This window comes from Actinopolyspora biskrensis (assembly GCF_013408175.1).
Taxonomy (GTDB): domain Bacteria; phylum Actinomycetota; class Actinomycetes; order Mycobacteriales; family Pseudonocardiaceae; genus Actinopolyspora; species Actinopolyspora biskrensis.
This window is the reverse complement of the sequence record NZ_JACBYW010000012.1, coordinates 1-13433: the sequence shown is the minus strand read 5'-3', so window position 1 is coordinate 13433 and position 13433 is coordinate 1. Positions and strand designations below refer to the sequence as shown.

Sequence of the window (13433 nt, the reverse complement as noted above, 5' to 3'; positions counted from 1 at the left end):
CCGGCCGGAAAACATCGGTCAGGTGCTCACGGGGGTTTCGCCTCCTCGCCTCACCTCGTTCGACGCCCCGGAGGAACGCGTTTCCCGTTCGTGGGCTGTTCGACGGCTGTCGTCGTCGCGCTGATCAGCGTTGTTCACCGTCACTCGTTGCCCGTTCCCATCGAGAGTCTCCCGTTTCGTGAGGAAAATTTTGCACACAGTGGGAAGAACGGCCTGGCTCTCCCCGTGGGATCCGGCGAAGCGGAATGCGGGAAGGGGCACGCGGAGGGCGTGGTCCGTTCGCAGTACTGGCGTGTTGTGGACAACTCGGTGTGGTGCCACGTGACCCCCGAGGAACGTGCCTGACGGGAAGTGCGGGCCGAACGCGTCACGGACTCGCGGACCGCGGAGCAGGCGGTCGACGGTGGGCACGCCACCCCGGAGGAGCTGGGGGAGATCCCCGAGGCGTGGCGGGAGCGGGCGAGCCATCCGGACGGCTGGCTCGTCCTGCTGCACGGCGAGGTGCTGTGCCGTGTGTGACACTCGTCATGCGGGGTGCGGGTGAGGTCGGTCAAGGCCTCCGGCGGGGAGGGGTACCGCCTGACCGAAAGAAAAAATCACCCGGAAGCCACTTTCGTGAAATTTTGTATTATTTCTTTTGGTCGATCCTTGTCGTGAACTTTCGAACGAGCAGGTCACCCGCGCCTCACTGGGTGATCATGAGTTCCATCACGCGGGAGGAGCTCCCGAAGAGGAGAATTTTCGGGGTAGTGTTCGCAGGCGATCCGACACCTGCCCCAGGAGGTAGCCGGCATGTTCCGCAAGGTCCTCGTCGCCAACCGCGGCGAGATCGCGATCCGCGCGTTCCGCGCCGGATACGAACTCGGCGCGAAAACCGTCGCCGTGTTCCCCCACGAGGATCGCAACTCACTGCACCGGCTCAAGGCGGACGAGTCCTACGAGATCGGCGAACCGGGACACCCGGTCCGCGCCTACCTGTCCGTCGAGGAAATCATCCGGGCGGCCAGAACGGCCGGTGCCGATGCGATCTACCCCGGTTACGGCTTTCTCTCCGAGAACCCCGACCTCGCCGAGGCGTGCCAGCAGGCGGGCATCACGTTCATCGGCCCCTCGCACGAGATCCTCCAGCTCACCGGGAACAAGGCCAGCGCCGTCCAGGCCGCCCGCTCCGCGGGAGTTCCGGTGCTGGAGTCCTCGGCCCCGTCCAGCCACATCGACGAGCTGCTGGCAACAGCGGCGGACATGACCTTCCCCGTGTTCGTCAAAGCCGTGGCCGGGGGCGGCGGTCGTGGTATGCGCAGGGTCAACGAGCTCGACTCCCTGCGCGAGGCCCTCGAAGCGGCGATGCGCGAGGCGGAGTCGGCCTTCGGCGATCCCACGGTCTTCCTGGAACAGGCCGTGGTCAACCCGCGCCACATCGAGGTGCAGATCCTCGCGGACTCGACGGGCAACGTCGTACACCTCTACGAGCGCGACTGCTCGCTGCAGCGCAGGCACCAGAAGGTCATCGAGATCGCGCCGGCCCCGAGCCTGGATCCGGACCTGCGCGAGCGGATCTGCGCCGACGCCGTCGCGTTCGCCGAACAGATCGGCTACGCCAACGCGGGCACCGTGGAGTTCCTCGTCGACGAGAACGGAAACCACGTCTTCATCGAGATGAACCCGCGCATCCAGGTGGAGCACACGGTCACCGAGGAAGTGACCGACGCCGACCTGGTCCAGTCCCAGGTGCGCATCGCGGCGGGGGAAACGCTCGGCGAACTCGGCATGTCCCAGGACAACATCGGGCTGCGCGGTGCCGCTCTGCAGTGCCGAATCACCACCGAGGACCCGGCCAACGGTTTCCGGCCGGACACCGGGATGATCAGCGCCTACCGCTCACCCGGAGGCGCGGGAGTCCGGCTGGACGGGGGAACCTCCTTCGCGGGGACCAGCGTCAGCGCCCACTTCGACTCGATGCTGGTGAAACTCACCTGCCGCGGACGCGACTTCGGGACGGCCGTGGCACGGGCGCGGCGTGCCGTGGCCGAGTTCCGCATCCGAGGGGTCGCCACGAACATCCCCTTCCTGCAGGCCGTGCTCGACGATCCCGACTTCGGCGCGGGAAGGATCACCACATCCTTCATCGACGAGCGCCCGCAGCTGCTGACGGCGCGCCACTCGGCCGACCGGGGAACCCGGTTGCTGAGCTATCTCGCCGATGTGACCGTCAACCGTCCCTACGGAGAGCGTCCCGCCACGCCCGAGCCGCGGGAGAAGCTGCCCTCCGCCGACCTCGGGACTCCGCCGCCGGCCGGGTCGAAGGACAGGCTGGACCGGCTGGGGCCGGAAGGGTTCGCGAAGTGGCTGCGCGAATCCGACGCGGTCGGGGTCACCGAGACCACCTTCAGGGACGCGCACCAGTCCCTGCTGGCCACCCGGGTGCGCACCAAGGACCTCACCGCGGTCGCGCCGCACGTGGCCCGCACCACCCCGGAGATGCTGTCCCTGGAGTGCTGGGGCGGGGCGACCTACGACGTGGCGCTGCGCTTTCTGGCCGAGGACCCCTGGGAGCGGCTGGCCGCGCTCCGGGCCGCCGTGCCGAACATCTGCCTGCAGATGTTGCTGCGCGGACGCAACACCGTCGGATACACGCCCTATCCCACCGAGGTGACCGAGCACTTCGTCGCGGAGGCCACCGACACCGGGATCGACATCTTCCGCATCTTCGACGCGCTCAACGACGTCGAACAGATGCGTCCGGCGATCGAGGCCGTCCGGAACACCGGCCGTTCGGTCGCCGAAGTGGCGCTCTGCTACACGGGTGATCTGTCCGATCCGGACGAGCAGGTGTACACGCTGGACTACTACCTGCGCCTGGCGGAACGGATCGTCGAGGCGGGGGCGCACGTGCTGGCCATCAAGGACATGGCCGGGCTGTTGCGGCCACCGGCCGCCGAACGGCTCGTCTCCGCCCTGCGGAGCGAGTTCGACCTGCCCGTGCACCTGCACACCCACGACACCCCCGGCGGACAGCTGGCGACCTACCACGCCGCGATCGGGGCCGGAGTGGACGCGGTGGACGGCGCCTCCGCCTCGCTGGCCGGAACCACCTCGCAGCCCGCTCTCTCCTCGATCGTGGCGGCCACGGACCACACCGAGCGGGAAACCGGGCTCGACCTGGACTCCGTCTGCGACCTGGAGCCCTACTGGGAGTCGGTCCGCAAGATCTACAAGCCCTTCGAGGCGGGGCTCGCCGCTCCCACCGGACGCGTCTACCGGCACGAGATCCCCGGTGGACAGCTGTCCAATCTGCGCACCCAGGCCGTCGCTCTCGGACTCGGCGACAAGTTCGAGGAGATCGAGGCGATGTACGCCGCGGCGGACCGGATGCTGGGGCGGCTGGTCAAGGTGACCCCCTCCTCGAAGGTGGTCGGCGATCTCGCGCTGCACCTGGTGGGTGCCGGTGTGGATCCGGCCGAGTTCGAGGCCGAGCCGCACAAGTTCGACATCCCGGACTCGGTCATCGGATTCCTGCAGGGCGAGCTCGGGGATCCGCCCGCGGGGTGGCCGGAGCCGTTCCGCACCCGTGCGCTGCAGGGGCGCTCCGAGGGAAGGCACCTGGTCGACCTCTCCGAGGAGGACCGCAAGGGCCTGGTCACGGAGCGGCGCGCCACGTTGAACCGCTTGCTGTTCGCCAAACCGACCAAGAACTTCGCCGAACACCGCCACGCCTACGGCGACACCTCGCTGCTGAGCAGCAAGGACTTCTTCTACGGTCTGCGTCCCGGCGAGGAGTACGCGGTGGACCTGGACCAGGGCGTGCGGCTGCTGATCGGGGTGGAGGCCATCAGCGAGGCCGACGAACGCGGCGTGCGCACCGTCATGGCGATCCTGAACGGTCAGATGCGTCCGATCCAGGTTCGGGACAGGTCGGTCGCCTCCGAACTGCCCGTGGCGGAGAAGGCCGAGCGCACGAACCCCGACCACGTGGCGGCCCCGTTCTCCGGAGTGGTCACGCTGTCCGCCTCCGAGGGCGACGCGGTCGAGAGCGGGCAGACGGTCGCCACGATCGAGGCGATGAAGATGGAGGCCGCGATCACCGCGCAGCGGAGCGGGACGGTCAAACGCGTGGCGATCGGCTCGATCCAACAGGTCGAAGGCGGTGACCTGATCATCGAGCTCGGCTGAACGGCTCTTCCCGAGCGACTCCGTGCGGGTGGCCGGGCGGTCGGTGCGGGAACCGCTGCCCGGCCCCTCCCCGGAGGGGCCCGACCGGAGGGACGAAGCGGGTCGGCGGACCGGCCGGGAGCGCGTGTCGTCCTCGCGGCCCACCCTCCGTGTTCGCGGTACGCCCGAATGGGCGAGGATGGAGCGGTGACCAGAATCGTTGCGGGAAGCGCCGGTGGACGTCGGATCGAGGTTCCGCAGCGCGGGACGAGGCCAGTCACCGAACGGGTGCGGGAGGCCTTGTTCAGCGCGCTAGAGGCGATGACCGATCTGTCCGGCATGCGCGTGCTGGACCTGTTCTCCGGGTCCGGCGGATTCGGCTTCGAGGCCCTGTCCCGGGGGGCTGCGCACACCACGTTCGTCGAGTCGGACCGGAAGGCCGCCGCAGTGCTGCGCCGCAACGCGGCGGGGCTGGGGTTCGACTCCTTCGAAGTGCGCCAGGCCCCGGTGCGTTCGGTGTTGTCCGGCACACCACGTGAACCCTATGACCTGGTTTTCGCCGATCCGCCCTTCGCGATGGACCCTGCCGAGCTGGACGAGTGCTGGACGGCGCTGGTGCTCAACCAGTGGTTGAGCACGGACGGGCTGGTCATAGTCGAGAGGTTCTGGAACACCCCGGCTCCGGAGTGGCCGCGAGGGCTGGAACCGCTGCGGAGCAAGCGTTACGGCGACGCGGCCGTGTACTGGGCCGAACACGTCGTGCGGCAGTGAAGGCCGCGACGTCCGCGCAGGTGAGCACTCGCCCGAGCCGCCGGGCACCGGGATGCTGCCCGGCGGGCGCGGTGAATCACGCCACCTCGACCTGAGTCCCTCCGGAGGATACTGCTAAGTTGCCGCTCATGAGGCGTGCCGTCTGTCCAGGCTCTTATGATCCGGTCACCAATGGCCATTTGGACATAATCGAGCGAGCTGCCGGTCTGTTCGACGAGGTGACCGTCGCCGTCCTCGTGAACAAGAGCAAGAAGAGCCTGTTCGACGTCGACGAGCGAATCGAGATGCTGCGCGAGGTCAGCAAGCCGTGGCCGAACGTGGTCGTGGATTCCTGGCACGGTCTGCTGGTGGACTACTGCAAGGCGAACGGTATCGGCGCCATCGTCAAGGGACTGCGCGCCGTCAGCGACTTCGACTACGAGTTGCAGATGGCTCAGATGAACCAGCGGCTCTCGGGAGTCGAGACGCTTTTCATGTCGACCAACCCGCTGTACAGCTTCCTGGCCAGCTCCCTGGTCAAGGAGGTGGCCACCTACGGCGGCGACGTGTCCAACCTGCTTCCCCCCAAGATCGAGCGGCGCTTGCTGGACCGGTTGGCCGAAACGGCCGAGTGAGGCCGGCCTCCGCGGCGTCGCGCGGCGAAGGGGCGGGAGGAGCCGGTCCGGAGCATCTTCGTGCCCGCGTGAGCGGCTCTGAACCCGAGTCCCTCGTGGAGGCGGTGCGCGTCGGCGCGGCCGCGCTCGGAGGTCGGCTGGAGCTGTCCGGCACCGCGCTGCCGCGCCGCGGAGATCGCCGGTTCGCGCATGCGTTCTGAGCTCCGGGCCGCGCAGGTCCGAACGCACCCGAACCGCCTCGAGCCGGGCCCGTTCGGTGCCGAGGTGCGCCAGGCCCGCGATCAGGCTCGGCTGCAGGGGGCCGACGATCTCCCCGCCCGCTCCGCGACGATCAGCAGCTGGTTCGGGTCGGCGTCGCGCGGCGGAAGCTCACTTCGCCGCCCACGTCGTCCATCGGGCGATCAGTGGAGCGGTTCCCGTTGCCTCAGCGTGGAACAGCTCGCCACCGGGGATTAACGGAAACGCTAGCCCGCGGCCACGTGTCGGATTTAACGTGGCGATCATGCGCGAACACACTGCGAAAACCCCGAAGGCGTTGCTGGCCGGTCTGTTCGCCGTGCTGGGACTGCTGGTTCCCGCCACGGTCGCCTCGGCGGAGCCCGCCCCGTCGCACTCGGTGGGGAGCTCGGCCGCCCTGCCCGCCGAGTGCGGCAACACCTCCGGTTTCGAACGGGTCGCACTGTCCGATCTTCCTCCCGAGGCGACCGACACCGTGCGGTTGATCCAGCAGGGAGGGCCCTACCCGTACCCCGAGGACGGCGGGGTCTTCCACAACTGGGAAGGCATTCTGCCCGACTGCTCGGAGGGCTACTACCACGAGTACACCGTCGACACCCCGGGAGTCGATCACAGGGGTGCCCGGCGCTTCGTGGTCGGCTCCGAGGGCGAGTACTTCTACACCGACGACCACTACGAGAGTTTCCGGCTCACCGACATCAACTCCTGAGCAGCGGGTCGTTCGACGACCGGTTCCTCCGCGCGGGAACGGTGCTCCCACCGCCGCTCCCCGCGGTGGGAGCGGGGCGGTCACGCGTTCTCCTCCTCGCGGATCGCGCGGGCGATCCTGTCCGGGGAGACCCGTTGCCTGGCGATGTAGTACAGCGTGCTGCCCGCGGGTAGCCGGGTTTCCCACGACGGGCTGATCAACAGGTCGTTCTGGGTGCGGACGGCCAGTACCGTCGCGCCGTACCGCCTGCCCAGGGCGACCTGGCACTCGCCGTAGGTCGCCCTGTCGAGCGAGTCGGGCAGCCGGCACGAGTAGGTGTTCCCACCGCCGTGGGTGGCGAGTTCGGCGTAGACCTGGGTGATCCCGGGGTCCAGCAGCTCCTCGGTGATCATCTGCGGGGTGTGCCACTGGACGCACCTGATGGAGCTGTTCACGTAGCGCAGGTGCTCGGCCCTGCTCATGTCCCGCAGGGCGACCACGGGGGCCAGCTCGGGATTGACGTGGTCGACGGTGACGGCTATGGCGAGTGCCTCGTTGTCGTCGTGGGCGTCGATGAGGACCGAACGGGCTCGTTGCAGTCCCGCTCGGTGCAGCACTTCGTCGGTGCTGATGTCACCGCGGACGAAGCCGATACCGCGGTCCGGCACGGGGTTCCTGTCCACTTCGTCCCAGGCGGCGAGCACGACCGAGTGACGTCCGTCGGCCAGCAGTTCGTCGAGGATGCGTTCACTGCGCCCCGAGTGATATCCCAGCATCAGCACGTGTCCGGACACGTGCAGCGTGGCGGTCCCGCTCATTCGCTTGCCCCTAGCCGTTTCCAGTTTCGTCGCCAGATGCGTGAACAGGGTCGTCAACGTCGCGATCCCTCCGACGATCACGTACACGCCGACGATGTGCCCTCCGGTGGTCTCCGGATAGAAGTCCCCGTAGCCCACGGTGGACGTGGTGACCAGGAACCACCACCAGTAGTTGGCCGGCCGAACGAGCGCGCTGTCGGCGGGTTCGAACAGTGCCATCAGCGGCCAGCTCGTGAAGAACACGAAGACGATCACGACGGCGGGGGTGGCCCACGAACGAATGCCGACGAAGCGCTGCAGCAGGCGGAACAGCACGGTGTACAAGCCGACCTCCGGGATCAGCGGTCCTCATCGGGGAGAGTTGCGATGCCGTGGGCCGGGCGCGTGGCCTTCGGCGCGTTCCGGCCCGGGAGGGGACGATACCCGCGGACCGTGGACACGCGGTGTCCCATATCCCGCGTACCGGCTGCTCAGCCGGGCAGACTGGATCGCGAGTCGGAACCCGCGGTGACCGGTTCGAAACGCCCGGTTCCGGGGTGATCCACGACAGGTGCCGCTTGCTCTGAGAAGCTGACCCGGCCGGGCAAGTATCCTTCGGGTGAACACAACTGCAGGGAGATCGACGTGTACCGGGTGTTCGAGGCGCTCGACGAGCTCGTCACGATCGTTGAGGAAGCGCGAAGTGTTCCGATGACCTCTGGATGCGTCGTGCCGCGTGGCGACGTCCTGGAGCTGCTCGACGAGGTGCGGGATTCGTACCCCTCCGAGCTCGACGATGCTCAGGACGTGCTCGATCACCGGGACGAACTGGTCAACAAGGCCAAGACAGAGGCCGATCAGAGTTTGAGCAGCGCGCGTTCGGAGGCCGACAAGACCTCCTCCGAGGCGCGTGCCGAGGCGGAGAAGATGCTCGCCGACGCGCGGGAGCGTGCCGACGAGATCATCGCGCAGGCTCGTTCCGAGGCCGAGCAGACCATCAACAACGCGCGGCGTGAGTACGAGGAGTACGTGGCCAGAGCGCAGTCCGAGTCCGACCGAATGGTCCAGGCGGGGCGTGCCGCCTACGACCAGTCGCTCCACGAGGGGCGTTCGGAGCAGGCGCGGTTGGTTTCCGAGACCGAGGTGGTGCAGCAGTCCCAGCACGAGGCCAGGCGTCTGGTCGAGGAGGCCAAGGAGGAGGCGGAGCGTTTGCGCGGTGACTGCGACGCCTACGTCGACTCGCGGTTGGCCGATTTCGAGGAGTTGCTCGGTCGGACGCTGCGTACCGTGGGGAAGGGCAGGCAGCAGCTGCGTCGCCCCATCAGCGCGCCGTTCGACTACGAGGAGTGGCAGCCCTCGGAGAACGGTTCGCCCGCGGGCGAGCACTGAGAGCCCCGGCCGCGCGGTTCCGCTCCGAGGGGCGGGGCTCCTCGGCGCGGTTTCGTCCTCGTTCCGGTGGTCGCGTAGCCTGGAGAGGGTGGCCTGCCTGGTTCCGTACTCGTCGGCGCGCCAGAGCCGCGAAGTACGATCACGTGATGCGCTGCCGTTCGTTCGTCGGGGTCCGTTGCGGCGGGCGGCCGGTGGCGTGAACCTTCCGGTCGGGTGTGCAGGCCCGTCAACCGTGGAATGCCGAGCCGAAACCACAGATGTCTCAGAAACAAGAAGTTGCGCAGCCTTCCGGGGACAGCCCCTGGGTGATCGATACTCGCGAGTTCGGTCGTAGTCCGGGCAGCAGCCGCAGCTACACCCTCCACCCTCCGGCTCCCGCCGGTTTCGGTCTCGATATGATCCGGGTGCCCGAGGGTGAGCCACTCGAACTCGATCTGCTGCTGGAGGCAGTGGTCGAGGGTGTGCTGGTATCCGGTACCGTCAGGGTGAAAGCCAGCGGTGAGTGCGCGCGGTGTCTCGACCCGGTTTCCGAGGAGGCCGACGTCGAGTTTCGGGAGTTGTTCGCCTATCCGGACAGCGCTACCGACAGCAGCACCGATGAGGACGAGGTCAGCCGTGTTTCCGGTGATCTGATCGATCTCGAACCGGTGGTTCGGGATACGGTGCTGACGTCGTTGTCCACCGCTCCGCTGTGCTCGCCGGATTGTCCGGGGCTGTGTCCCGGATGCGGTGCCAAGTGGGTCGAGCTCGACCCGGAGCACCATCATGAGACGATTGACCCTCGCTGGGCCGCGTTGCGTGAGCGGTTCGGTGGGACCGAGGAGGAGAAGTAGTCGTGGCTGTCCCCAAGCACAAGGTTTCCCGGTCGAACACCCGTACGCGTCGTTCGCAGTGGAAGGCGTCCGCGCCGACACTGGTGGCGTGCCCCAACCGGGCTTGCAGTGAGAAGAAGCCGCCGCACGTGGTCTGCCCCTCTTGCGGACAGTACGGCGGTCGTCAGATCGTCAGCCCTGCCTGATAGGCGTCGGCCGTGGGGGGAAAGCAGCAGTCCCGAGGCCGCACGTCGGACCGGTCTTCGTTGGTTGAGGCACTCGGCGTCGACTTCGACGCCGAGATGCTCACGCTTGCTCTGACGCACCGCTCGTACGCGTACGAGAACGGTGGCCTCGAACCCAACGAGCGGCTGGAGTTCCTCGGTGACGCCGTGCTCGGGCTGGTCGTTACCGATCGTCTCTACCGGGATCATCCGGACCTGCCGGAAGGGCAGCTCGCGAAGCTGCGGGCGAGCGTGGTCAACATGCACGCTCTCGCCGGAGTGGCTCGTGAACTGGGCGAGGGCGGACTCGGCCAGTACTTGTTGCTCGGACGCGGGGAGGAACTGACCGGAGGTCGGGACAAGGCCAGCATCCTGGCCGACTCGCTCGAGGCCGTTCTCGGTGCTGTTTATCTGCAGCACGGAGTGGAAACGGCCAGCCGGGTGATTCACCGGCTGTTCGATTCGTTGCTCACCGAGGCTCCGATGCTCGGTGCGGGCCTCGACTGGAAGACGAGTCTGCAGGAACTGACCGCCTCGGCCGGTCTCGGGGTTCCCGACTACCGTGTCGAGGAACAGGGCCCGGATCACCGCAAGGAGTTCAGCGCCTACGCCGTCATCAACGGTGAGGTCTTCGGCCAGGGGGACGGCGGTACGAAGAAGGACGCGGAGCAGAAGGCCGCGCAGACGGCTTGGCGGGCCCTTTCCGAACAGCTCAACAGTGGTTCCGCGGATTCGGGTGGCTCCACTTCCGAGGAGTGACTCCACGGGTGGCCCCGTGCACGTGTTCCGCGAGGCGTGTTCGAGGATGGTCGGGTGCCCGAACTACCCGAAGTCGAGGTAATCCGTAGCGGTCTGGTCGAGTACGTGCGTGGCCGTGCTCTCTCGAAGGTCGAAGTGCTGCATCCGCGTGCCGTGCGCAAGCACGATCGCGGAGCGGAGCACTTCGAGTCCGAGTTGAGCGGGCGCGTGTTCCTGGACGTCCGCAGGCGGGGGAAGTACCTGTGGTTGGACCTGGGGGAAGCGCGTTCCACGGAGGTCTCCCGCCCCGAGGGTGAGTCGGCCCGTTCGGAACAGGCGGTGCTCGCGCATCTCGGGATGAGCGGCCAGTTGCTGGTGCAGCCTCCCTCGGCGCCGGACGAGAAACACCTGCGAGTCAGATTCGTATTCGACGACGGCGGCCCCGAGCTCCGCTTCGTCGATCAGCGCACTTTCGGCGGTTTGAGCCTCACCGATCTCGTGCGGTCCAGCGGAGCCCTCGTTCCCGACCCCATCGGGCACATAGCCGCCGACCCCATGGAACCCGCGTTCGACAGGGACGCCGTGGTCGAGCTCATACGCTCCCGCAGGACCGGGATCAAGCGGGCGCTGCTCGACCAGAGCCTGGTTTCCGGGGTCGGCAACATCTACGCGGACGAGGCGCTCTGGCGGGCCGGGCTGCACTGGGCACAGTCCACGGGGAAACTCGCTCGTGAGGACGGGAGTGCCCTGCTGGAGGCCGTCGGCGAGGTCATGCGGGACGCCCTCGACGCGGGCGGAACCTCCTTCGACGCGCTCTACGTGAACGTCAACGGGCGGTCCGGCTACTTCGGTCGTTCGTTGGCGGTGTACGGACGAACCGGTTCACCCTGTTCGCGCTGTGGTGCCGCGATTCGCAGGGACGTGTTCATGAAGCGTTCGGCGTACTCCTGCCCCGGTTGCCAGCCCCTTCCCGCCGCACCGCACTGGTGAGACGGGACCCGGCGGCGGGCCCGACCCCTCGGAGCCGGGCCCGCCGCCGGGAGGGCGAAGTGCTACTGGACCTTGATCGTCGGGTTGTGCTGCTGCATCCAGATCGAGACGTCCAGCAGGCGTTCGAGCGAGTTGCGCATGTTCGTGTCCACCTGTTCGGCCGGCTGATCCACGACCTTCCTGAGCCAATCCCCGTTGAGCAGGTCGACCGCGGGGTCGTTCGCGGTGAGCAGCTCCTTGGACTGGCGTTGCAGTTCGGCCGCGTAGTTCGGGTCCTGGGTGGACGGGTAGGGACTCTTCACCCTTTCGGAAACCGAGCGCGGCAGCACGTCGGACGTGGCCCGCCGCAGCAGGCTCTTCTCCCTGCCGTCGTGGGTCTTGAGTGACCAGGGCGCGTTGAACACGTACTCCACCAGCCGGTGGTCGCAGAACGGCACGCGGACCTCGAGTCCCACGGCCATGCTCATCCGGTCCTTGCGGTCCAGGAGCATGCGGACGAACCGGGTCAGGTGCAGGTGGTTCATCTCGCGCATCTTGCGTTCGAACGAGCTCTCCCCGGCGAGCTCCGGGAGGTCGCGCACGGCGTTCCGGTACTCCGCGTCGACGTACTCGGGCAGGTCGAGAGTCTTGGCCAGGGAGGGGTCCAGCACGCTCTCCCCGCCGGGGTGCTCCTCTCCGAGCGCGGCCAGCCACGGGAAGGTGTCCGCCTCGCGGGCCCGCTGGTCGAAGAACCACTTGTAGCCCCCGAAGATCTCGTCCGCCGACTCGCCGGACAGGGCGACCGTGGAGTGCTCACGAATGGACTTGAACAACAGGTACAGCGAGTTGTCCATGTCGCCCAGGCCGAGCGGGATGTCCCGTGCGCCGACCGCCGCGCGCCGTACGGCCGGATCGGCCAGTGTCCGGGGATCCAGCACGATGTCCCGATGCTGCGAGTCCACGTGCTGGGCGACGTCGTGCACGTAGGGACCGTCGGGTGTGTCCCGCAGCGAGTCGGCGACGAAGTTCTCGGTCTGTCCCAGGAAGTCCACCGCGAAGCTGCGAACCCGCTCTCCGGACGACTCGAGCTGCTTGGCCGCGAGCGCGGTTATGACACTCGAATCGAGTCCTCCGGACAACAGCACACAGCGCGGGACGTCCGAGATCAGCTGGCGGGCGACGATGTCGTCGAGCAGCTCGCGAACGTGCTCGCTGGTCTCCGCCGCGTCGGCGGTGTGCTCCCGGGCCTCGAGCTTCCAGTAGGTGTGCTGGTGTGTGCCGTCGCGGTCGACGGTCAGCACGGTACCCGGCTCCACCTCGGCCATGCCCGACCAGACCGCGTGCCCCGGTTTCTTGGTCATGGCGAACATCTCGCGCAGACCGTCGGTGCCGACGACCTTCTCGGCCAGCGGGTTGGCCAGTATGGCCTTCGGTTCGGAGCCGAACAGCACGCCGTGCTCGGTCGGGTAGTAGTACAGCGGTTTGATGCCCATTCTGTCCCTGATCAGGACGAGCTTGTCCGACCTCGCGTCCCAGATGGCGAAGGCGTACATGCCGTTGAGCCGCTCGGCCACGCCCTCGCCCCATTCGAGGTAGCCGTTCAGCACCACTTCGGTGTCGCTGTCGGTGTCGAAGCGGTGTCCACGGGTGCGCAGCTCGCTGCGCAGCTCGGTGAAGTTGTAGGTTTCGCCGCTGTAGACCAGGGAGACCTTCCCGTCGGGGGTCTCGGTGGTCATGGGCTGGTTCCCCCCGGGGAGGTCGATGATCGCCAGCCTGCGGTGTGCCAGGGCCGCATTGCGGTGGAAGCTCGTTCCCCCGGCGTCGGGGCCCCGGCAGGCCATGGTCTCGCACATGGCGTCGAGGGTTTCGCGTTGTTGGTCCAGGTGGCCCCGGAAGTCCACCCAGCCGCAGATACCGCACATGGTGCGCTCCGTCCGCAGGGAATATTTCCTTAGGGGTGCTTTCAGAATGCGGGGTGTTTGCGGGCGAGGATCATGCAGTGGGCGAGTTGGAGGAGGGCTTGGTGCATGTCGTCGCGGGTTTCC

13 protein-coding genes are annotated in these 13433 nt (G+C 67.7%); 11 read left to right on the top strand and 2 right to left on the bottom strand.

What is annotated here, in order from left to right:
- Nucleotides 1–351: 351 nt before the first annotated feature.
- From FHR84_RS21350 to FHR84_RS21330, 6 genes are all read left to right on the top strand, one after another.
- Nucleotides 352–519 carry a hypothetical protein gene (locus tag FHR84_RS21350; RefSeq protein WP_179537344.1) on the top strand — a complete coding sequence of 56 codons (168 nt, stop codon included), beginning with the start codon at nucleotides 352–354 and terminating at the stop codon, nucleotides 517–519.
- A gap of 273 nt (nucleotides 520–792) precedes the next feature.
- On the top strand, nucleotides 793–4170 hold the full coding sequence (locus FHR84_RS21345) for a pyruvate carboxylase (protein WP_179537343.1): 3378 nt from the start codon (nucleotides 793–795) through the stop codon (nucleotides 4168–4170).
- 186 nt (nucleotides 4171–4356) lie between these two features.
- Nucleotides 4357–4920, top strand: a complete 564-nt coding sequence (gene rsmD / locus FHR84_RS21340) for a 16S rRNA (guanine(966)-N(2))-methyltransferase RsmD (protein ID WP_179537342.1) — start codon at nucleotides 4357–4359, stop codon at nucleotides 4918–4920.
- Between the two features lie 128 nt (nucleotides 4921–5048).
- Nucleotides 5049–5534 (top strand): pantetheine-phosphate adenylyltransferase, encoded by a 486-nt coding sequence (coaD, locus tag FHR84_RS21335; protein WP_026152207.1) that lies wholly within the window; start codon nucleotides 5049–5051, stop codon nucleotides 5532–5534.
- Nucleotides 5535–5602: 68 nt separating this feature from the next.
- Nucleotides 5603–5734 carry a hypothetical protein gene (locus FHR84_RS23030; protein WP_281361449.1) on the top strand — a complete coding sequence of 44 codons (132 nt, stop codon included), beginning with the start codon at nucleotides 5603–5605 and terminating at the stop codon, nucleotides 5732–5734.
- Between the two features lie 302 nt (nucleotides 5735–6036).
- Nucleotides 6037–6480, top strand: coding sequence for a guanyl-specific ribonuclease (locus FHR84_RS21330; RefSeq protein ID WP_179537341.1), 444 nt, complete (start codon nucleotides 6037–6039; stop codon nucleotides 6478–6480).
- An 80-nt stretch (nucleotides 6481–6560) separates the two neighbouring features.
- On the opposite strand, the gene FHR84_RS21325 is transcribed toward FHR84_RS21330, so the two are convergent.
- The gene (locus FHR84_RS21325; protein WP_179537340.1) at nucleotides 6561–7601 is read right to left on the bottom strand and encodes a potassium channel family protein; all 1041 of its coding nucleotides are present in this window, start codon (nucleotides 7599–7601) and stop codon (nucleotides 6561–6563) included.
- Nucleotides 7602–7901: 300 nt separating this feature from the next.
- Between FHR84_RS21325 and FHR84_RS21320 the strand changes: the two genes are divergently transcribed.
- The 5 genes from FHR84_RS21320 to mutM all read left to right on the top strand — a co-directional run bounded on the left by FHR84_RS21320 (nucleotide 7902) and on the right by mutM (nucleotide 11409).
- Nucleotides 7902–8645 (top strand): DivIVA domain-containing protein, encoded by a 744-nt coding sequence (locus FHR84_RS21320; RefSeq protein ID WP_179537339.1) that lies wholly within the window; start codon nucleotides 7902–7904, stop codon nucleotides 8643–8645.
- Nucleotides 8646–8950: 305 nt separating this feature from the next.
- Nucleotides 8951–9478 (top strand): YceD family protein, encoded by a 528-nt coding sequence (locus FHR84_RS21315; protein ID WP_343075371.1) that lies wholly within the window; start codon nucleotides 8951–8953, stop codon nucleotides 9476–9478.
- Between the two features lie 2 nt (nucleotides 9479–9480).
- Nucleotides 9481–9663 (top strand): 50S ribosomal protein L32, encoded by a 183-nt coding sequence (gene rpmF / locus FHR84_RS21310; RefSeq protein WP_092523022.1) that lies wholly within the window; start codon nucleotides 9481–9483, stop codon nucleotides 9661–9663.
- A 12-nt stretch (nucleotides 9664–9675) separates the two neighbouring features.
- Nucleotides 9676–10440 (top strand): ribonuclease III, encoded by a 765-nt coding sequence (rnc, locus tag FHR84_RS21305; RefSeq protein ID WP_179537337.1) that lies wholly within the window; start codon nucleotides 9676–9678, stop codon nucleotides 10438–10440.
- 54 nt (nucleotides 10441–10494) lie between these two features.
- Nucleotides 10495–11409 carry a bifunctional DNA-formamidopyrimidine glycosylase/DNA-(apurinic or apyrimidinic site) lyase gene (gene mutM / locus FHR84_RS21300; RefSeq protein ID WP_179537336.1) on the top strand — a complete coding sequence of 305 codons (915 nt, stop codon included), beginning with the start codon at nucleotides 10495–10497 and terminating at the stop codon, nucleotides 11407–11409.
- A 62-nt stretch (nucleotides 11410–11471) separates the two neighbouring features.
- On the opposite strand, the gene asnB is transcribed toward mutM, so the two are convergent.
- Nucleotides 11472–13310, bottom strand: coding sequence for an asparagine synthase (glutamine-hydrolyzing) (gene asnB / locus FHR84_RS21295; RefSeq protein WP_179537335.1), 1839 nt, complete (start codon nucleotides 13308–13310; stop codon nucleotides 11472–11474).
- Between the last annotated feature and the right edge of the window lie 123 nt (nucleotides 13311–13433).

Coding starts and splice junctions, on each gene's coding strand:
- FHR84_RS21345 (WP_179537343.1), top strand. CDS start 793: ATGTTCCGCAAGGTCCTCGTCGCCAACCGCGGCGAGATCGCGATCCGC.
- coaD (WP_026152207.1), top strand. CDS start 5,049: ATGAGGCGTGCCGTCTGTCCAGGCTCTTATGATCCGGTCACCAATGGC.
- FHR84_RS21330 (WP_179537341.1), top strand. CDS start 6,037: ATGCGCGAACACACTGCGAAAACCCCGAAGGCGTTGCTGGCCGGTCTG.
- asnB (WP_179537335.1), bottom strand. CDS start 13,310: ATGTGCGGTATCTGCGGCTGGGTGGACTTCCGGGGCCACCTGGACCAA.